The sequence below is a fragment of the Pseudomonas sp. WS 5146 genome (assembly GCF_012985495.1).
Taxonomy (GTDB): Bacteria; Pseudomonadota; Gammaproteobacteria; order Pseudomonadales; family Pseudomonadaceae; genus Aquipseudomonas; species Aquipseudomonas edaphica.
In genome coordinates this window covers 1-20,368 of sequence record NZ_JAAQWL010000011.1, presented here as the reverse complement: position 1 = coordinate 20,368, position 20,368 = coordinate 1, and the positions used below count along the sequence as shown (strand labels likewise).

The 20,368-nt window shown below is 58.8% G+C and carries 18 protein-coding genes and 1 pseudogene; 16 read left to right on the top strand and 3 right to left on the bottom strand.

The window, feature by feature from the left end; translation table 11 throughout:
* Positions 1-122: 122 nt before the first annotated feature.
* Positions 123-1,421, top strand: a complete 1,299-nt coding sequence (gene argA, locus HBO41_RS23970; RefSeq protein WP_017139545.1) for an amino-acid N-acetyltransferase — start codon at positions 123-125, stop codon at positions 1,419-1,421.
* A gap of 119 nt (positions 1,422-1,540) precedes the next feature.
* Here argA and tauA read toward each other — a convergent pair whose 3' ends face one another.
* A complete protein-coding gene (gene tauA / locus HBO41_RS23965) occupies positions 1,541-2,527 on the bottom strand; it encodes a taurine ABC transporter substrate-binding protein (RefSeq protein ID WP_169987991.1) in 987 nt (328 codons plus the stop codon).
* 370 nt (positions 2,528-2,897) lie between these two features.
* Between tauA and HBO41_RS23960 the strand changes: the two genes are divergently transcribed.
* The 8 genes from HBO41_RS23960 to HBO41_RS23925 all read left to right on the top strand — a co-directional run bounded on the left by HBO41_RS23960 (position 2,898) and on the right by HBO41_RS23925 (position 10,167).
* Entirely contained in the window at positions 2,898-4,253 is a 1,356-nt protein-coding gene (locus tag HBO41_RS23960) for an OprD family porin (RefSeq protein ID WP_017139543.1), read from the top strand.
* A 292-nt stretch (positions 4,254-4,545) separates the two neighbouring features.
* Complete coding sequence (locus HBO41_RS23955) at positions 4,546-5,184, top strand: peroxiredoxin (protein WP_017139542.1); 639 nt, start codon at positions 4,546-4,548, stop codon at positions 5,182-5,184.
* 316 nt (positions 5,185-5,500) lie between these two features.
* Entirely contained in the window at positions 5,501-6,094 is a 594-nt protein-coding gene (ssuE, locus tag HBO41_RS23950; RefSeq protein WP_056860738.1) for an NADPH-dependent FMN reductase, read from the top strand.
* Between the two features lie 94 nt (positions 6,095-6,188).
* Positions 6,189-7,157: a sulfonate ABC transporter substrate-binding protein gene (locus HBO41_RS23945; RefSeq protein WP_138454184.1), complete on the top strand. Its 969-nt coding sequence runs from the start codon at positions 6,189-6,191 to the stop codon at positions 7,155-7,157.
* A gap of 25 nt (positions 7,158-7,182) precedes the next feature.
* Positions 7,183-8,331, top strand: coding sequence for an FMNH2-dependent alkanesulfonate monooxygenase (ssuD, locus tag HBO41_RS23940; RefSeq protein ID WP_099550303.1), 1,149 nt, complete (start codon positions 7,183-7,185; stop codon positions 8,329-8,331).
* A 9-nt stretch (positions 8,332-8,340) separates the two neighbouring features.
* Entirely contained in the window at positions 8,341-9,129 is a 789-nt protein-coding gene (ssuC, locus tag HBO41_RS23935) for an aliphatic sulfonate ABC transporter permease SsuC (RefSeq protein ID WP_017139538.1), read from the top strand.
* Complete coding sequence (gene ssuB, locus HBO41_RS23930; RefSeq protein ID WP_017139537.1) at positions 9,126-9,932, top strand: aliphatic sulfonates ABC transporter ATP-binding protein; 807 nt, start codon at positions 9,126-9,128, stop codon at positions 9,930-9,932. The genes ssuC and ssuB overlap by 4 nt, the downstream gene beginning before the upstream one ends.
* 19 nt (positions 9,933-9,951) lie before the next feature.
* Positions 9,952-10,167: a molybdopterin-binding protein gene (locus HBO41_RS23925; RefSeq protein WP_003213899.1), complete on the top strand. Its 216-nt coding sequence runs from the start codon at positions 9,952-9,954 to the stop codon at positions 10,165-10,167.
* Between the two features lie 122 nt (positions 10,168-10,289).
* On the opposite strand, the gene HBO41_RS23920 is transcribed toward HBO41_RS23925, so the two are convergent.
* The gene (locus HBO41_RS23920; RefSeq protein WP_169987989.1) at positions 10,290-10,919 is read right to left on the bottom strand and encodes a TetR/AcrR family transcriptional regulator; all 630 of its coding nucleotides are present in this window, start codon (positions 10,917-10,919) and stop codon (positions 10,290-10,292) included.
* 219 nt (positions 10,920-11,138) lie between these two features.
* Positions 11,139-12,515, bottom strand: coding sequence for a glutamine synthetase family protein (locus tag HBO41_RS23915; RefSeq protein ID WP_003213894.1), 1,377 nt, complete (start codon positions 12,513-12,515; stop codon positions 11,139-11,141).
* 278 nt (positions 12,516-12,793) lie between these two features.
* Here HBO41_RS23915 and HBO41_RS23910 point away from each other — a divergent pair, with 278 nt between their 5' ends.
* The 7 genes and pseudogenes from HBO41_RS23910 to HBO41_RS23880 form a co-directional block, all read left to right on the top strand.
* Entirely contained in the window at positions 12,794-13,573 is a 780-nt protein-coding gene (locus tag HBO41_RS23910) for a gamma-glutamyl-gamma-aminobutyrate hydrolase family protein (RefSeq protein ID WP_017139535.1), read from the top strand.
* Positions 13,574-13,612: 39 nt separating this feature from the next.
* Complete coding sequence (locus HBO41_RS23905) at positions 13,613-14,971, top strand: glutamine synthetase family protein (protein WP_017139534.1); 1,359 nt, start codon at positions 13,613-13,615, stop codon at positions 14,969-14,971.
* Between the two features lie 59 nt (positions 14,972-15,030).
* Positions 15,031-16,395, top strand: coding sequence for an aspartate aminotransferase family protein (locus tag HBO41_RS23900; RefSeq protein WP_017139533.1), 1,365 nt, complete (start codon positions 15,031-15,033; stop codon positions 16,393-16,395).
* 195 nt (positions 16,396-16,590) lie between these two features.
* Positions 16,591-17,685 (top strand): polyamine ABC transporter substrate-binding protein, encoded by a 1,095-nt coding sequence (locus HBO41_RS23895; protein WP_058421218.1) that lies wholly within the window; start codon positions 16,591-16,593, stop codon positions 17,683-17,685.
* A 164-nt stretch (positions 17,686-17,849) separates the two neighbouring features.
* The gene (locus tag HBO41_RS23890; protein ID WP_017139531.1) at positions 17,850-18,944 is read left to right on the top strand and encodes a polyamine ABC transporter substrate-binding protein; all 1,095 of its coding nucleotides are present in this window, start codon (positions 17,850-17,852) and stop codon (positions 18,942-18,944) included.
* A gap of 65 nt (positions 18,945-19,009) precedes the next feature.
* A complete protein-coding gene (locus HBO41_RS23885; protein WP_003195240.1) occupies positions 19,010-20,152 on the top strand; it encodes an ABC transporter ATP-binding protein in 1,143 nt (380 codons plus the stop codon).
* Positions 20,149-20,368: pseudogene (locus tag HBO41_RS23880) on the top strand (putrescine ABC transporter permease PotH); the annotation flags it as partial. The gene HBO41_RS23885 and the pseudogene HBO41_RS23880, both read left to right, overlap by 4 nt.

Sequence of the window (20,368 nt, the reverse complement as noted above, 5' to 3'; positions counted from 1 at the left end):
TATTCGTACATAGAAGGAGAGCGAGCGTGTCGCCAAGCCTGTTCCGACGATAACCATCAGCCCGCTGTGCGCTTTCACGATTCATCCTTTTTTGGCTGCTTTTTATTACAGGCCCAGGTTTTATGCCCGAATACGTCAATTGGCTTCGTCACGCTTCGCCTTACATCAACGCCCACCGCGACTGCACCTTTGTGGTCATGCTGCCCGGCGATGGCGTGGATCACCCTAACTTCGGCAATATCGTCCACGACCTGGTGCTGCTCCACAGCCTGGGTGTGCGGCTGGTGCTGGTGCACGGTTCGCGCCCGCAGATTGAAACCCGCCTTGAAGCACGCGGCCTCACCCCGGCTTACCACGAAGGTTTGCGCATCACTGATGCGGCGACCCTGGAATGTGTGATCGACGCGGTCGGGCATCTGCGCATTGCTATCGAGGCGCGGCTGTCCATGGACATGGCCTCGTCGCCGATGCAGGGCTCGCGCTTGCGCGTGGCCAGCGGCAACCTCGTCACCGCACGGCCGATCGGCGTGCTCGAAGGGGTGGACTACCACCACACCGGCGAAGTGCGCCGGGTCGACCGCAAAGGCATCAATCGCCTGCTGGACGAGCGGTCCATCGTGCTGCTGTCGCCATTGGGTTATTCGCCCACCGGCGAGATCTTCAACCTGGCCTGCGAAGACGTCGCCACCCGCGCCGCCATCGACCTGGGCGCCGACAAGCTGCTGCTGTTTGGCGCCGACCTTGGTTTGCTCGATGAGCATGGTCGCCTGGTGCGTGAGTTGCGCCCGCAACAAGTGCCGGCGCACCTGCAGCGGCTGGGTAACAACTATCAGGCTGAGTTGCTGGATGCCGCCGCCGAGGCTTGCCGTGGCGGAGTAGGGCGCAGCCATATCGTCAGTTATGCCGAAGACGGCGCGTTGCTCACCGAGCTGTTCACCCGCGACGGTGGCGGCACGTTGGTGGCCCAGGAGCAATTCGAACTGGTGCGTGAAGCGGCGATTGAAGACGTCGGTGGCTTGCTCGACCTGATCAGCCCGCTGGAAGAGCAGGGCATTCTGGTGCGGCGTTCGCGTGAGGTGTTGGAGCGTGAGATCGAGCAGTTCAGCGTGGTCGAGCGCGAAGGCATGATCATCGCTTGTGCGGCGTTGTATCAGATCGCCGATTCGGATGCCGGTGAGCTGGCGTGCCTGGCAGTGAACCCGGAGTACCGTCACGGCGCACGCGGTGATGTATTGCTGGAGCGCATCGAAACCCGCGCGCGGGCCCAGGGTTTGAAGACTTTGTTTGTCCTCACCACGCGCACCGCCCACTGGTTCCGCGAGCGCGGGTTTGTGCCGAGCAGCGTGGACCGCCTGCCGTCGGCACGGGCCTCGCTGTACAACTATCAGCGTAATTCGAAGATTTTCGAGAAGGCCCTCTAGCTAAGAGCAAGGGCTGGCTTATGTGGGAGCTGGCTTGCCTGCGATGCGGGCACCTCGGTCTGTCAGGTAAACCGAGGTGATGCAATCGCAGGCAAGCCAGCTCCCACAGGGGACTGCATTTATTCTTTGATGAATTTATCGGTCACAAAGGCCGAGTAATCCGGCAGCACCGTTTCGACCTTCCCCTGTTCCTTCAAAAACTTCGCCGTCTCCCCAATCGCCTTCGCGGTGCCGCCTTTAAGCAGTGCCTCGGTCTGCTGTGCCTGGGCATCCGGGAAGGTGGTGCCGGCCAACAGTTCAGGAATATCGGCGGCATTCGCACCTGTCAATTTGGCGATTTTTTGCACAGGTTCGGAATCGACGGTCCAGCGGTCTTTATGGGCCGCATAGTCAGCAAACGAATCCAGCGTGACCTTGGCAAACTTGGCCACTACGTCAGGATGTTTTTGCGCGAAATCCTTGCGCGCCACCCACACTTCGAACGTCGGCGCGCCCCACTGACCCACCTGGGCCGCGTCGGTCAGGGTTTTTCCGGTCTTGCGGATCTCCCCCAGCGCCGGTGACCACACGAATGCGCCGTCGATATCGCCACGTTTCCACGCGGCGGCGATTTCTGCCGGTTGCAGGTTCACCACTTTGACTTTTTGAGTGTCCAGGCCCCAGTGCTTCAGCGCACCGAGCAGGCTGTAATGGGAGGTCGAGACGAACGGGGTGGCGATGGTTTTACCCACCAGGTCTGCGGGTTTGTCGATGCCACTACCGTTGCGTACCACCAGGGCTTCAGAAGTGTTGATCTGCGCCGATACGATAAACGCCACGATCGGTAGATTACGTGACGCCGCTGCTGCAAGGGGGCTGGAACCGAGATTGCCGATTTGCACATCGCCGGAGGCGATAGCGGTGACCACTTCAGGGCCGCTGTTGAAACGGCGCCAGGCGATGTTCTCGCCGATGGCCTTTTCATAGAGGCCGTCAGCCTGGGGGACTTTGCTGGGGTCGATGCCGGTTTGATAGCCGATGGTCAAATCGGCGGCTTTGACACCAAAAGAAAGTATTAGTGACACAAAAACTGTAACAAATTGACGGGAGGATGTGCGTTTGGCCATGATGGCGTCGCCTTTTTGATCGTGGGTGACGTATGCAACAGTACGATCACACTAATCGATCTAAAAAAAGGCTGGTAAATACCCTTTAGGAATTAGCTTATGGAGCGGTTGATCTATGCTGATCGACTCACTGCCTGCTGAGGCTTATTCCTGAATCGTATGAAAAAGAATGAAACAATTCTTTTTGGGTGTATGAAAAACTCATTACCCTGCAGGGACCAAATCAACTGCGGTTAGACGAAGGTAGTAGACACACAAGGTTACGATTGACTTGGTAGTCACTATCTGGCGCTAATCGCGCATCTGTGGATCGAGGGCGTCAGACCCGAGACCAAAGAAATACAAAAATTAGAAATGAGAGGAGCGGTACATGAAGAAGTCCACCTTGGCGTTGGCTGTGACCCTGGGCGCAATCGCTCAGCAAGCAGGCGCTGCCGGTTTCATCGAAGACAGTAAGGCCACACTGGGCCTGCGTAACTTCTACATCAACACGGATAACCGTGATGGTGCTGCAGACCCGTCCAGGAACGAAGAATGGGGCCAAGGCTTCGATCTGCGATTCATTTCGGGCTATACCCAAGGCACGGTTCAGTTCGGCGTTGATGCAATCGGCCTGTACGGCGTGCGCCTCGATTCTGGCCGCGGCACCAGCGGTAACATCACCGGTACTTCGTCCGGCGGTACTGTGTTCCCAAGCGACGGCAATCGCGCGGTCAACGATTTCGCCAGCCTCGGTGTGACCGGTAAGGTGAAGATCTCCCAAACCGAACTGAAACTGGGTACGTTGCAGCCTAAGCTGCCAGTTATCGTGACCAACGATGGTCGTATGCTGCCGCAGACCTTCCAGGGTGGCCAGATCACTACCAACGACATCAAGGATTTGACCCTGGTTGCCGGTCAGATTGAGCATGCCAAAGGCCGTAACTCCAGCAACAACGAAGGTTTGTCGCTGGGTGGTGCCAACGGTGGCTCGAACTACACCGCAGGCAAGTTCGTCAACAAGTTCTACTATGCCGGTGGTGACTACAAGCTCACCAAAGATCTGACCGCACAGTACTACTACGGCAACCTGGAAGACTTCTACAAGCAGCACTTCCTGGGTCTGACCCATAACTGGTCGATCGGCCCGGGCGTATTGAAGTCTGACCTGCGTTATTTCAACAGTTCTGACGACGGCCTGAACGGTAATACGGCTGCCTACTACACCAGCGGTAACTACAACGGTTTCCGTGCCGGTAAGGGTAAAGTCGACAACAACCTGTACAGCGGCCTTTTCCTGTACTCCGTGGCCGGCCACACCTTTGGTGGCGGTTACCAAGTCAGCAATGGCAGCAGCGACTTCCCTTGGCTGAACCAAGGTGACGGCTCGTCGGCTTACATCACTACCGACATGCAGATCCAGAAGTTCGCCCGTGCTGGCGAGCGTACCTGGCAAGCTCGTTACGCTTATGACTTCGCCAAGGTTGGCGTACCTGGCCTGACGGCTGGCGTTGTGTACCTCAAAGGTAGCAACATCGACACCATCGCGAACACTAACGCACGTACTGAAACCACTGGCCAGTCCGAGTGGGAACGCGACATCACCGTTGCCTACGTGATTCCAGAAGGCCCGCTGAAAAACCTCGGCGTTGCCTGGAAAAACGCGATGTGGCGTACCGACCTGGCGAACACCCGTTCCCAGGACGAAAACCGTCTGATCGTCAGCTACTCGCTGCCACTGTTCTAGTAGTGTGAAGCTGTTGTAAGACTGTAAACCTTGCCCGGCGCAACGCCGGGCAAGGTGTCTTGCTTTTCAAGTCGGGCTCAACCCCCGCAAGCCCTTCCTGAAACCCCTCTTTGTACAGCGTCTCAAGGCCTTCTCGAACCTTGTGATGGATGTTGATCCTCGCCCGTTCCCAAGTCCAATGAACAGATTTTTAATATTCCTTTATCGTCTAGATAAATCGATATTTATTCTTTTTAAATAATTCCTAACCCATGCACAGTGGGCTCCATAAGCACTCACCAGGAGCCACACCATGAGCCTAAGACTGGGCGACATCGCCCCCGACTTTGAACAGGATTCCAGCGCCGGCAAGATTCGTTTCCACGAATGGCTGGGCGATAGCTGGGGCGTGTTGTTTTCCCATCCCGCGGACTTCACTCCGGTGTGCACCACGGAGCTGGGCTTTACCGCCAAGCTCAAGGACGAATTCGCGCAGCGTGGCGTCAAGGCCATTGCCCTGTCGGTCGACCCGGTGGACTCGCACCACAAGTGGATCGAAGACATCAACGAAACCCAGAACACCGTCGTCAACTTCCCGATCCTGGCCGATGCCGATCGCAAGGTGTCGGACCTCTACGACCTGATCCACCCGAATGCCAGTGACACGCTCACCGTGCGTTCCTTGTTCGTGATCGACCCGAACAAGAAGATTCGCCTGACCATCACTTACCCGGCCAGCACCGGCCGTAACTTCCACGAAATCCTGCGGGTCATCGACTCGTTGCAGCTGACCGACAACCACAAGGTCGCCACGCCCGCCAACTGGCAGGACGGCGATGAAGTGGTGATTGTGCCGTCGCTCAAGGACGAGGAAGAGATCAAGCAGCGCTTTCCGAAGGGCTACCGTGCGGTGAAGCCGTACTTGCGGCTAACCCCACAGCCTAACCGTTAACGCAGAACTAAATGTGGGAGCGGGCTTGCTCGCGAAAGCGGTGTGTCATTCAAAGATGCATCAACTGAAAGTCAGCATTCGCGAGCAAGCCCGCTCCCACATTTGTCGGTATTTCCAGTCTCACATAGCAGGGGTTTTCAGGCCGTTTCGACGGCCTTTTTTTTCGCCTTGAGATTAATCGACGGCATATGCATTTATAGAATAAACAAATGAAAAAATAAGATTTTAAGATATATAAATATGCTGATAGGGTCTGTTCCATCTTGGCGACATCGCCACCCAGCGAACCGCCGACACTTGCCCAAGGAATACCTGCATGCTGGTCGTAACACTTGGAGGCAGCCCCAGCCAGCGTTCGCGCTCCGGGGTCTTGCTGGAAAAAACCCGTCAGTGGCTGCAAGACAAAGGCGTGGAAGTGGTGAGTTATCAGATACGGGACTTCCCCGCCGAAGACTTGCTGCACGCCCGCTTCGACAGCCCCAAAGTCATCGACCTGTTGCAGCAAATCGCCAATGCCGACGGCCTGGTCATCGCCACGCCGGTGTACAAGGCCTCGTTTTCCGGCGCGCTGAAAACCGTACTCGACCTGCTGCCCGAGCGCGCCCTGGCCCACAAGATCGTGTTGCCAATGGCCACCGGCGGCAGCATTGCCCACATGCTGGCGGTGGACTACGCCTTGAAGCCGGTGCTGTCGGCCCTCAAGGCCCAGGAACTGCTCCACGGCATCTTTGCCGAAGACAGCCAGATCGCTTACGCCGAAGGCAGTGCCCAGGCGCAACTGGTGCCGGTGCTTGAGCAGCGACTGCACGAGGCCCTCGAGACGCTGTATGGCGCCATGGCCCGTCGCCCCAAACCGCTGGACCCCAATGTGTTGAATGAACGTTTGTTGAGTGCTCGCTGGAGCATTTAAGCCGTACCGGATTTTGTAGTACTCACCTTACTCAGCCGCCAACGGCCAAGCAGGTGCAGCCAACCCCCTCATCGCATTATTTGGAGAGAGCGCCATGCGCACTGTCATCTTGCGTCGTGGTCTGGTCGCACTGTTTGCTGCGGCTGTGTCCTTCGGCGCCATTGTTCAAGCCCAGGCCGCCGAGACGTTGCGGATCGGTTATCAGAAGTACGGCACGCTGGTGCTGCTCAAAGCCAAGGGCTCGCTGGAAAAACGCCTGGCCGCCCAGGGCGTGCAAGTGCAATGGACCGAATTCCCCGGTGGCCCGCAGTTGCTCGAAGGCCTGAACGTCGGTGCGATCGACTTTGGTGTCACCGGCGAAACGCCGCCCGTGTTCGCCCAGGCGGCGGGTGCAGATTTGCTCTACGTCGCCTATGAGCCACCCGCGCCGACCAGTGAAGCGATCCTGGTGCCCAAGGATTCGACGATCAAATCGGTGGCCGAGCTCAAGGGCAAGAAAATCGTGCTCAACAAAGGCTCCAACGTGCACTACCTGTTGGTACGTGCCCTGGAAGATGCCGGCCTCAAATACACCGACGTGCACACCATCTTCCTGCCACCCGCCGATGCCCGCGCCGCGTTCGAGCGTGGCAGCGTCGATGCCTGGGTGATCTGGGACCCGTACCAGGCAGCCGCCGAGAAACAACTGCAAGCGCGCACCCTGCGTGACGGCACCGGCATTGCCGACAACCACCAGTTCTACCTGGCCACCAAGCCCTACGCCACGCAGCACCCGGACGTGATCAAGGCGCTGGTGGAAGAAGTGCGCGCAGTGGGCGAATGGTCCAAGGCCAACCCTCAGGAAGTAACCGAACAAGTCGCGCCACTGCTCGGCTTGCCGGCGGACATCACCCTGACCTCGGTCAAGCGCCAAGGCTACGGCGCGCTGTTCCTGACCCCGGAAGTGGTCGCCGCCCAGCAGAAAATCGCCGACACCTTCTACCAGCTCAAATTGATCCCCAAACCCTTGAGCATCAAGGACGTGATCTGGACTCCATCCGCCGCCGTCGCCACAGCGCCGTAATCCGACTTCTTCAGGAGACAACTCCATGAGCCTCAATATTTTCTGGTTCCTGCCTACCCACGGCGACGGCCATTACCTTGGCACCGCCGAAGGCGCCCGCGCCGTCGATCACGGTTATCTGCAGCAAGTGGCCCAGGCGGCTGACCGCCTGGGGTTCGGCGGGGTGCTGATTCCTACCGGCCGCTCCTGTGAAGACTCGTGGCTGGTCGCCGCCTCGCTGATCCCGGTAACCCAGCGACTGAAATTCCTTGTCGCGCTGCGCCCCGGCATCATCTCCCCGACGGTGGCGGCGCGTCAGGCCGCGACCCTGGACCGGTTGTCCGGCGGGCGGGCTTTGTTCAACCTGGTCACCGGCGGTGATCCGGAAGAGCTGGCTGGCGATGGCTTGTTCCTCAGCCATGAAGAGCGTTACCAGGCTTCGGTGGAGTTCACCCGCATCTGGCGCCGCGTGCTCGAAGGCGAAACCGTGGATTACGACGGCGAACACATCAGTGTCAAAGGCGCCAAATTGCTTTACCCGCCGATCCAGCAGCCACGTCCGCCGCTGTACTTCGGTGGCTCGTCTGAAGCCGCCCAGGACCTGGCAGCCGAACAGGTGGAAATGGTGTTGACCTGGGGCGAACCACCGGCCGCCGTCGCGGAAAAGATCGAGCAGGTGCGGGCCAAGGCAGCAAAACTTGGGCGCACCGTGCGCTTCGGTATTCGCCTGCATGTCATCGTGCGCGAAACCAACGATGACGCGTGGAAAGCCGCCGACAAACTGATTTCCCATCTGGATGACGAAACCATCGCCCGCGCCCAGGCGTCCCTGGCGCGTTTCGATTCCGTTGGTCAGCAGCGCATGGCCGCCTTGCACGGCGGTAACCGCGACAACCTCGAAGTCAGCCCCAACCTGTGGGCCGGTGTCGGCCTGGTGCGTGGCGGTGCGGGCACTGCACTGGTGGGTGATGGCCCAACCGTTGCGGCGCGGGTCAAGGAATACGCCGCGCTGGGCATCGACACTTTTATCTTCTCCGGTTACCCACACCTGGAAGAGTCGTATCGGGTTGCCGAGCTGTTGTTCCCGCACCTGGATATCGAGCGTCCCGAGCTGCCAAAAAGCGCCGGTTACGTCAGCCCGTTCGGCGAAATGGTCGCCAACGACATCCTTCCCAAAGCTGCGTCGCAGAGCTGAGGCGCCATTATGGATTTTGAAAAATTAAGTCATCGTGTTGCGCCCTGGGTGCTGCCGATTTTACTGCTGGCGGTGTGGCAGTTGTCGGTGTCGGCGGGCTGGTTGTCGACGCGCATTCTGCCGGCGCCCAGCGCCGTGATCGAAGCGGGCGTCAACCTGGTACGCAGCGGCGAAATCTGGACGCACCTGGCCATCAGCGGCTGGCGTGCCGGGCTGGGCTTTGTGATCGGTGGCAGCATCGGTTTGGCCCTGGGCTTTATCACCGGCCTGTCGAAGTGGGGCGAGCGCCTGCTGGACAGCTCGGTGCAGATGATCCGCAACGTGCCGCACCTGGCGTTGATTCCGCTGGTGATTTTGTGGTTCGGCATTGACGAGACCGCGAAGATTTTCCTGGTCGCCCTCGGCACGCTGTTCCCGATTTACCTGAATACCTACCACGGCATCCGCAACGTCGACCCGGCGCTGGTGGAGATGTCGCGCAGCTACGGTTTGTCCGGTTTCAGCCTGTTCTGGCAAGTGATCCTGCCGGGCGCGTTGCCTTCGATTCTGGTGGGCGTGCGCTTCGCCCTGGGCTTTATGTGGCTGACGCTGATCGTGGCGGAAACCATCTCGGCCAGTTCCGGCATCGGTTACCTGGCGATGAACGCCCGCGAATTCCTGCAAACCGACGTGGTGGTACTGGCGATTGTGCTCTACGCCATCCTCGGCAAACTCGCCGACCTCGCGGCGCGTGGCCTGGAGCGTGTGTGGCTGCGCTGGCATCCGGCTTACCAAGTAAATAAAGGAGGTGCGGCATGACCGCTCAACAACCTCCGCGCCTGCTCAAGGGCATCCCGCTGGCGGTGCGCAAATTGCGCAAGGCCTTTGGTGCGCGGGAAGTACTCAAAGAGATTGATCTGCACATTCCGGCCGGTCAGTTCGTGGCCGTGGTCGGCCGCAGCGGCTGCGGCAAAAGTACCTTGCTGCGTCTGCTCGCAGGCCTGGATAAAGCCAGTGGCGGCGAGCTGCTGGCCGGCTCCGCGCCGTTGAGCGAGGCGATTGAAGACACGCGGTTGATGTTCCAGGAAGCGCGTTTGCTGCCGTGGAAAAAAATCATCGACAACGTGGGCCTGGGCCTTAAAGGCAACTGGCGTCCCAAGGCATTGGAAGCGTTGGAGGCAGTGGGTTTGGCCGAGCGCGCCAATGAGTGGCCGGCGGCCTTGTCCGGTGGCCAGAAGCAACGCGTGGCCCTGGCTCGCGCGTTGATTCACCAGCCGCGCCTGTTGCTGCTCGATGAGCCGTTGGGGGCGCTGGACGCCCTGACCCGCATCGAGATGCAGCAACTGATCGAAAATCTTTGGCAGAAGCACGGCTTCACCGTGTTGCTGGTCACCCATGATGTCAGCGAAGCCGTGGCGATTGCTGACCGCGTGATTCTGATTGAAGACGGCGAAATCGGCCTCGACCTGATCGTCGACCTGCCACGCCCGCGTGCCCGTGGCTCACATCGCCTGGCCGCGCTGGAAGCTGAAGTGCTTAACCGGGTGCTGTCGCTGCCAGGCTCACCGCCGGAACCTGAACCTGTTTCACCGCTGCCTACGCAATTGCGTTGGGCTCAATAACTCATAGAGGAAAACCATCATGACTATCAAAGCCATCAACGTACGTAACCAGTTCAAAGGCACCATCAAGGAAATCGTCGAAGGCGACGTGCTGTCGGAAATCGACGTGCAGACCGCGTCCGGCATCGTGACTTCGGTGATCACGACTCGCTCGGTCAAAGAGCTGGAACTGGTGATTGGCAGCGAAGTGATTGCCTTTGTGAAGTCCACCGAGGTGTCGATCGCCAAGTTGTGATCACTCCACTGATCGTTCCCACGCTCCGCGTGGTAATGCATCCCGTGACGCTCTGCGTCACCGCAATGCAGGCGGGACGCGGAGCGTCCCAGGCGGCATTCCCACGCAGAGCGTGGGAGCGATCAGCGCTTGGGCAAATACGCCGGCAAATAAAGCCCCACATACGCATCAAACACCCGCATCCCTTCCTCGGCCATGCGCGGCGTAATCTGCCCATGCTGATGCACCGATCGCGCGTACACGCGGTCGCTCAACTCCAGCGCCAGCGCGAACACGTCCACGTCGGTGGGCAAGGTCGGCACTTCGAAGTGGCGGTTGAACACGTCAAGCATTAAATCCCCCAGCTCCAAATCATGCTGACGGTCCGCCTGGGTCACTTCGGCAAGCCCGTGCTGCGCCAGGATCAACTGGCGTGCGGCCGCGTCGTTGCTGTAGATGCTGAGCATGCGTTGCTCGACGATAGAGGACAGGTCGCGCCACACCTTGAGTGAATCATGCTCGATGGGGGCCTGGATCGCCGCGCGGAAAGCGGCATGGACATCGGCGGTCAATGCCTCCAGCAGCGCCGGCACGCTGGCGAAAAAGTGATACACCGACGACGGTGGGATCTGCGCCCGTTCGGCCACGCTGTAGATCGACAAGCTCGCCACGCCTTCGCTCGCCAGCAAGGTGCGGGCGGCGTCGAGGATCGCATCGATCCGGGCCTGGCTGCGGGCGCGGGGTTTGCGAGTGGCGGCGGGGCGGGTGGGCATGGAAGTCTCCTACAAGGCAGAGCGCATTGTATGAGCAGGAGGGTGTGTTGTCTGCCAGGGCGTCATCGCAGGCAAGCCAGCTCCCACACTTTGATCTGTGAACGCATTCAAGTGTGGGAGCTGGCTTGCCTGCGATGAATACAACGCGGTCTACCGGAATAAACTCAAAAAAATGCCGCAGGCCATAAAGCCTGCGGCATTTTTTAAAGCAGCAACGGCTTACACCGTATGCAGATACCAGTTGTACTCAAGGTCGGAGATGGAGTGTTCAAACTCTTCCAGCTCACTTTCCTTACAGGCGACGAAGATATCGATGTATTTAGGATCGATGTACTTGGCCATCACCTCGCTGTCGTCCAACTCACGCAATGCATCGCGCAGGTTGTTCGGCAGGCTCTGTTCGTTCTGCTCGTAGCTGTTGCCTTCCACTGGAGCGCCAGGCTCGATCTTGTTGGTAAGACCGTGGTGCACGCCCGCCAAGACCGAAGCCATCAGCAGGTACGGGTTGGCGTCGGCACCGGCCACGCGGTGTTCGATACGCACGGCATCGGACGAGCCGGTGGGTACGCGAATGGCCACAGTGCGGTTATCCAGGCCCCAGCACGGCGAGTTCGGCACGTAGAACTGTGCGCCGAAACGACGGTAGGAGTTGACGTTGGGGCACAGGAACGCCATTTGGGCGGGCAGGGTCTCGAGCACACCGCCGATCGCGTGACGCAATGCGGCGTTCTGCTCGGGATCCTCGCTGGCAAAAATATTCTTGCCGTCCTTGTCCAAAATGGAGATGTGTACGTGCAAACCGTTGCCTGCCTGGCCTGGGTAAGGCTTGGCCATGAAGGTGGTGTCCATCTCATGGTCGTAGGCGATGTTCTTGATCAGGCGCTTGAGCAGTACCGCGTAGTCGCAGGCCTTGATCGGGTCGGCGACGTGGTGCAGGTTCACTTCGAACTGCGCCGGGGCACTTTCCTTGACGATGGCGTCAGCCGGGATGCCTTGCTCTTTGGCACCTTCCAGAATGTCCTGGAGGCAGTCGACGTATTCGTCGAGGTCGTCGATCAGGTACACCTGTGTCGAGTGCGGGCGTTTGCCGGAGATCGGCGAGCGGGGCGGTTGTGGGCGGCCGTTCACGTTCTCCTGGTCGATCAGGTAGAACTCAAGCTCGAAGGCGGCGCAGATGGTCAGACCGAGGTCGTCAAATTTGCTTACAACTTGGCGGAGCACTTCGCGAGGATCGGCGAAGAAAGGTTCACCTTCAAGTTCGTGCATGGTCATCAGCAGTTGCGCGGTTGGGCGCTTTTGCCAGGGTTCATTGCACAGGGTGTCGGGGATTGGATAACAGATTCGGTCAGCATCACCGATGTCCAGACCCAGGCCGGTGCTTTCCACCGTCGAGCCGTTGATATCCAGGGCAAATAAAGAGGCAGGCAGGTTAATGCCCTTCTCGTAAACCTTGTGGAGGCTGGTGCGTTCGATGCGCTTACCGCGCACCACACCATTCATATCCGCAATTAGAAGGTCTACGTACAGAACCTCAGGATGATCCTTAAGGAACGCGTTCGCTTCGTTAAGCTGAACGGCACGCGGGGGTACCGACATGATGCAACACCTTTGTTGTTAAAAATATCAATCATTGATCTTTTCTGGTTTCAGTCAACCCGAACGGCATGCCGAAGTCAAGCGAGGCCTTTTTTGCCCTAAAAAAGCGCCTTGAGGCCTTTTTTGGGGCTTTTTGGGGCGGTTTTTTGGGTTTGAAGGGCTTGGGACTAGCAGGCTAAAGCGGGCCGTGTTGTATTTTTTACGGGGGTGTTGTGTAAAAAAATGAACAAGGCTAAGCTCGATTCAAACCCATAACAGCAATAATACCGGGGTGCTTCATGTCTCGCCTGCCGTTAATCGGCGTCACCGCCTGCTCCAAACAGGTCGGTTTGCATGCTTATCACATCAGTGGCGACAAATACGTCCGTGCAGTCGCAGTCGCTGCCAAGGGCTTGCCATTGATCATTCCATCCTTGGGTGATCTGCTCGACCCGGCCAATATTCTTGACGGCCTGGATGGCATTCTCTTTACCGGCTCCCCGTCCAATATCGAACCCTTTCACTACGATGGTCCGGCCAGCGCGCCCGGGACTGCTCATGATTCTGCACGCGACCAGACCACCTTGCCGTTGCTGCGCGCCGCGATTGCGGCCGGCGTGCCGGTGCTGGGCATCTGCCGTGGCTTTCAGGAAATGAACGTGGCGTTCGGCGGCAGCCTGCACCAGAAGGTTCATGAAGTGCCGGGCATGATGGATCACCGCGAAGACGAGACCCAGCCGCTGGAAGTCCAGTACGGCCCGGCGCACGCCGTGGCGATTACCCCCAATGGGGTATTGGCAGGCCTGGGTTTGCCGCCGACGATCCAGGTCAACTCGATTCATAGCCAGGGCGTTGATCGCCTGGCGCCGGGTATGCAGGTCGAAGCGACCGCACCCGATGGGTTGATCGAAGCTTTTTCTTACACGTCGGGCAAGGCTTTTGCTTTAGGAGTGCAATGGCACCCCGAATGGCAGGTAAGCTCTAACCCGCACTACCTCGCGATCTTCCAGGCCTTTGGCTCGGCTTGTCGAAAGCGGGCGATGCAACGCGACGCGGATGCTGCGTCAACCAACGCCTGACCTTTAATGGATGTCAGGAAACACAGCCCAGAGGCATTTATGAGTAACAACCTCGACCAGCTCACCGATTGGTTGAAAGACCACAAGATCACAGAAGTCGAATGCATGATTGGCGACCTCACGGGCATCACCCGGGGCAAGATCTCGCCGACCAACAAGTTCATCGCCGAAAAAGGCATGCGCCTGCCCGAGAGCGTTCTGTTGCAGACCGTGACCGGCGACTATGTCGAAGACGACATCTATTACGAATTGCTCGACCCGGCCGACATCGACATGATCTGCCGCCCCGACCAGAACGCGGTATTCCTGGTGCCTTGGGCCATCGAGCCCACCGCCCAGGTGATCCACGACACCTACGACAAACAAGGCAACCCCATCGAGCTGTCGCCGCGCAACGTGCTCAAGAAGGTACTCAAGCTCTATTCCGACCGGGGCTGGCAGCCGATCGTGGCGCCGGAGATGGAGTTCTACCTGACCAAGCGCTGCGAAGACCCGGACTTCCCGTTGCAACCGCCGATTGGCCGTTCCGGTCGCCCGGAGACGGGCCGCCAGTCCTTCTCTATAGAAGCCGCCAACGAATTCGACCCGTTGTTCGAAGACGTCTACGACTGGTGCGAACTGCAGGAGCTGGACCTCGACACGCTGATTCACGAGGACGGCACGGCGCAGATGGAAATCAACTTCCGTCACGGCGATGCTTTGTCCCTGGCCGACCAGATCCTGGTGTTCAAGCGCACCATGCGTGAAGCCGCGCTCAAGCACAACGTGGCCGCCACCTTTATGGCCAAGCCGATGACCGGCGAGCCGGGCAGCGCGATGCACCTGCACCAGAGCATCATCGACATCGCTACCGGCAAGAACGTCTTCTCTAATGAAGACGGGACCATGAGCCAGCTGTTCCTGAACCACATTGGCGGCCTGCAGAAATTCATCCCTGAATTGCTGCCGCTGTTTGCCCCCAACGTGAACTCGTTCCGCCGCTTCCTGCCCGACACCTCGGCGCCGGTTAACGTGGAGTGGGGCGAAGAGAACCGCACCGTCGGCCTGCGTGTACCGGATGCCGGCCCGCAGAACCGCCGTGTCGAAAACCGCCTGCCAGGCGCCGATGCCAACCCGTACCTGGCGATTGCCGCCAGCTTGCTGTGTGGCTACATCGGCATGGTCGAAGGCCATAACCCCAGCGCACCTGTAGTGGGTCGTGGTTACGAGCGCCGCAACCTGCGCCTGCCGTTGACCATCGAAGACGCCCTGGAGCGCATGGAAAACAGCAAGACCATCGAGAAGTACCTGGGGCAGAAATTCATCACAGGCTACGTCGCGGTCAAGCGGGCCGAGCATGAAAACTTCAAGCGCGTGATCAGTTCGTGGGAGCGGGAATTCCTGCTCTTCGCCGTCTGATGCGCCGGGCGCGCGGGGCAACCCGCGCGCCCTTCACCGAAAAAGTCTAGGAGACCGGTATGTCCAGCAACAACCCGCAAACCCGTGAATGGCAAGCCTTGAGCAATGATCACCACCTGGCGCCGTTCAGCGACTTCAAGCAATTGAAAGAGAAAGGCCCACGGATCATCACCAAAGCCCACGGCGTTTACCTGTGGGACAGCGAAGGCAACAAGATCCTCGACGGCATGGCCGGCCTGTGGTGCGTGGCGATCGGTTACGGTCGCGATGAACTGGCTGACGCCGCCGCCAAGCAGATGAAAGAACTGCCGTACTACAACCTGTTCTTCCAGACCGCGCACCCGCCGGTGCTGGAGTTGGCCAAAGTCATTGCCGATGTCGCGCCTGCCGGCATGAACCACGTGTTCTTTACCGGTTCCGGCTCCGAAGGCAACGACACCATGCTGCGCATGGTCCGCCACTACTGGGCGGTCAAGGGCCAGCCGAACAAGAAAACCATCATCAGCCGCAAGAATGGCTACCACGGTTCCACCGTGGCCGGCGCGAGCCTGGGCGGCATGACCTATATGCATGAACAGGGCGACCTGCCGATTCCGGGCATCACCCACATCGCCCAGCCGTACTGGTATGGCGACGGCGGCGACATGAGCCCGGAAGAGTTCGGGATCTGGGCTGCCAATCAGTTGGAAGAAAAGATTCTGGAACTGGGCGTGGACAACGTCGGTGCCTTTATTGCCGAGCCGATCCAGGGTGCCGGTGGCGTGATCGTGCCGCCTGAGACCTACTGGCCGCGCATCAAGGAAATCCTCGCCAAGTACGACATCCTGTTCGTCGCCGACGAAGTGATCTGCGGTTTTGGCCGCACCGGTGAGTGGTTTGGCAGTGATTTCTACGACCTCAAGCCGCACATGATGACCATCGCCAAAGGCCTGACCTCGGGTTACATCCCCATGGGCGGCCTGATCGTGCACGACGACGTGGTTGCCGTGCTCAACGAAGGCGGCGATTTCAACCACGGCTTCACCTATTCCGGTCACCCGGTGGCCGCCGCCGTGGCCCTGGAAAACATCCGCATCATGCGCGATGAAAAAATCATTAAGCGTGTGCACGAAGAAGCGGCACCGTATTTGCAGAAACGTCTGAGGGAACTGGCTGATCACCCGCTGGTGGGTGAAGTGCGCGGTGTGGGCATGCTCGGGGCGATTGAGCTGGTGCAGGACAAGGCCACGCGCAAACGTTACGAAGGCCGTGGTGTGGGCATGATCTGCCGCACGTTCTGCTTCGAGAATGGCCTGATCATGCGCGCCGTGGGCGACACCATGATCATTTCGCCGCCGCTGGTGATCAGCAACGCGGAAATCGACGAGCTGGTGACCAAGGCTCGCCACTGCCTGGACCTGACTTTGGCGGCATTGCAGGGCTAAGTGCTAGGCTCAGAACGCAGCGGCTTTCGGGCGCTGCATTCTGAGCAGCTATAAATGAGGCTTTGGTTGAAAGCCGGCCTCGGAACTTGCCAGACTGTCGCCCTGTTTTGTTGCCCTTTAGACGGGCCGCTTAACACTGTAAGAACGTGGCCCAAAAAAGAAAAATTGGAGCATCACCAAATGAAGGCATTAGGTTTGAAGAACGCTGGCAAGACCCTCCTCGCCTTGTCCCTGTTGGGCGCAATGGCGGGCGCGGCCCAGGCAGACGATAAAGTCCTGCATGTGTACAACTGGTCCGACTACATTGCACCGGACACCATCGCCAACTTTGAAAAAGAGTCCGGCATCAAGGTGGTGTACGACGTTTTTGACAGCAACGAGACCCTCGAAGCCAAGTTGCTGGCAGGCAAGTCCGGTTACGACATCGTCGTGCCGTCGAACAACTTCCTCGCCAAGCAGATCAAGGCCGGTGTCTATCAGGAGCTGGACAAGTCCAAGCTGACTAACTACGACAACCTGAATAAATCCCTGCTCAAAGCCGTGTCGATCAGCGACCCGGACAACAAGCACGCCTTCCCGTACATGTGGGGCTCGATCGGCATCGGCTACAACCCGGAGAAGGTCAAGGCTGCACTGGGTATCGACAAGATCGACTCGTGGGACGTGCTGCTCAAGCCTGAAAACATCGCCAAGCTGAAAAGCTGTGGTGTGAGCTTCCTTGATTCGCCAACCGAAATGCTCCCGGTGGCACTGCACTACCTGGGCCTGCCGACCGACACCCAGAAGAAAGCTGACCTCAAGCAAGCTGAAGACCTGTTCCTCAAGCTGCGTCCATCGATCGGCTACTTCCACTCGTCCAAGTACATCTCGGACCTGGCCAACGGCAACATCTGCGTAGCCGTGGGTTACTCGGGTGACATCCAGCAGGCCAAGTCCCGCGCGGCTGAAGCCGGTGGCAAGGTCAAAGTGGCCTACGACATTCCGAAAGAAGGCGCCGGCAGCTTCTTCGACATGGTCGCCATCCCTAAAGATGCCGAAAACGTCGACGCCGCCTACAAGTTCATGAACTACCTGCTCAAGCCGGAAGTCATGGCCTCGATCACCAACAGCGTGCGTTTCCCGAACGGTAACGAGAAGGCTACCGCACTGGTCGACAAAGACATCACCAGCGACCCGGGCATCTACCCGCCAGCCGATGTGCAGGCCAAGCTCTACGCCATTGCTGACTTGCCGGCTGCAACCCAGCGTGAAATGACACGCAGCTGGACCAAGATCAAATCGGGTAAATAAACGTTGAAACCTGTGGGAGCGGGCTTGCCCGCTCCTGCACAAACCCGTTCACAAAAATTAAATGACAGAAAGTTTTGCCGGATCGGTTTATCGAGGGTAAGTTGCGCGCCGGTTTTGTTGCCGGGCAACAACTTTAAGGCCCAACTATTTAAGAGGACCTCCACTTGCCAATTTCTTTATTTCGCAAAGCCATGCTGGTGGGTGCAGGTATCACGCTGGCTGTGAGCGTGCAGGCCGCACCGACGGTGCATATTTATAACTGGTCGGACTACATTGGCCCGGACACCCTGGCCAACTTTGAAAAGGCGACAGGCATCAAGCCCGTGTATGACGTGTTTGATTCCAACGAAACCCTGGAAGGCAAGTTGCTCGCCGGTCGTACCGGTTACGACGTGGTGGTGCCGTCCAACCATTTTCTCGGCAAGCAGATCAAGGCTGGCGCGTTCCAGAAGCTCGATAAGTCATTGCTGACAAACTATGCCAACCTCGACCCGGCGCTGCTGAAGCGCCTGGAAAAGAACGATCCAGGTAACCAGTATTCCGTGCCGTACCTGTGGGGTACCAACGGCATTGGCTACAACGTCGATAAAGTCAAAGAAGTGCTGGGCGTCGACCATATCGACTCCTGGGCCGTGCTGTTCGAGCCGGAGAACATGAAGAAGCTCGCCACCTGTGGCGTTTCGTTCATGGACTCGGCCGATGAAATGCTGCCGGCGGTGCTCAACTACATGGGCCTGAACCCCAACAGCACCAACCCTGAAGACTACAAGAAGGCCGAAGAGAAGCTGCTCAAAGTGCGGCCCTACGTGACCTATTTCCATTCTTCCAAATACATCTCGGACCTGGCCAACGGCAACATTTGCGTGGCAGCCGGTTTCTCCGGTGATGTGTTCCAGGCCAAGGCCCGTGCGGCCGAGGCTGGCAAAGGCGTGAACATCGCCTACACGATTCCCAAAGAAGGCGGCAATTTGTGGTTTGACGTCCTGGCGATTCCCAAGGACGCCACCAACGTCAAAGAGGCCCACGCCTTCATCAACTATTTACTGCAACCTGAGGTGATCGCTCAGGTCAGTGATCAAGTCGGTTACGCCAACCCTAACCCAGGCGCGGACAAACTGATGGAGCAATCGATACGCACTGACGCAGCGGTTTACCCACCGCAGGCGGTTCTCGACCGGACGTTCGTCAACTTCGAGCTACCCCCGAAAGTGCAACGTTTAATGACCCGTAGCTGGACCAAGGTCAAGACGGGCAAGTAAAGCTCAAACTATCCAAGGTTTTGCCCGTCTTGGGCGAACCTCAAATTTTGTTGGGAGTTTCGTAAATGGCAGTTGCCTCCGGCGCCTATAAGAAAGCCCTCGAGGGCGACCAGACACCGAAAAAGGTGTTGGTCAAAATCGACCGGGTCACGAAGAAGTTCGACGAGACGATTGCCGTGGACGATGTGTCCCTGGAAATCAAAAAAGGCGAGATCTTCGCCTTGCTCGGCGGCTCGGGTTCGGGCAAATCCACCCTGCTGCGCATGCTCGCAGGCTTCGAGCGCCCAACGGAAGGTCGCATCTACCTCGACGGTGTGGACATCACCGACATGCCGCCCTACGAGCGGCCGATCAACATGATGTTCCAGTCCTACGCCTTGTTCCCACACATGACCGTGGCGCAGAACATCGCCTTCGGCCTGCAACAGGACAAGATCCCCAAGGCTGAAGTCGACGCCCGCGTGGCCGAGATGCTCAAGCTGGTGCAGATGAGCCAGTACGCCAAGCGCAAGCCGCACCAACTGTCCGGTGGCCAGCGCCAGCGTGTGGCGTTGGCACGTTCCCTGGCCAAGCGCCCGAAACTGCTGCTGCTCGATGAGCCGATGGGCGCATTGGACAAAAAGCTGCGTTCGCAGATGCAGCTGGAACTGGTGGAAATCATCGAGCGCGTGGGCGTGACCTGCGTGATGGTGACCCACGACCAGGAAGAGGCCATGACCATGGCCGAGCGCATCGCGATCATGCATCTGGGCTGGATCGCGCAGATCGGCAGCCCGATCGACATCTACGAAACCCCAACCAGCCGCCTGGTGTGCGAGTTCATCGGCAACGTGAACATTTTCGACACCCAAGTGGTGGACGACGCCGAAGGCCACGCGGTGCTCAAGTGCCCGGACCTGGACCGCGACATCTACGTGGGCTACGGCATCGCCACCTCGGTGGAAGACAAGTCGGTGACCTACGCGATCCGCCCGGAAAAGCTGCTGGTCACCACCGAAATGCCGACCTGCGAGCACAACTGGTCCAGCGGCAAGGTGCACGACATCGCCTACCTGGGCGGCCATTCGGTGTTCTACGTGGAACTGCCAAGCGGCAAGCTGGTGCAGTCCTTCGTGGCCAACGCCGAACGCCGTGGCCAGCGCCCAACCTGGGGTGACCAGGTGTACGTGTGGTGGGAAGACGACAGCGGCGTGGTACTTCGCTCATGAACATGAAGAAGTTCAAACGCCAGCTGCAACGAATAACACCCGGTGGCCGGCATGTGGTCATCGGGATCCCTTTCCTCTGGCTGTTCCTGTTTTTTGCGCTGCCGTTCTTCATCGTCCTGAAGATCAGCTTTGCCGAAGCCGACGTGGCGATCCCGCCTTACACCGAGATCTACACCTTCGTTGAGCAAAAGCTGCAATTGGTGCTCAACCTGGGCA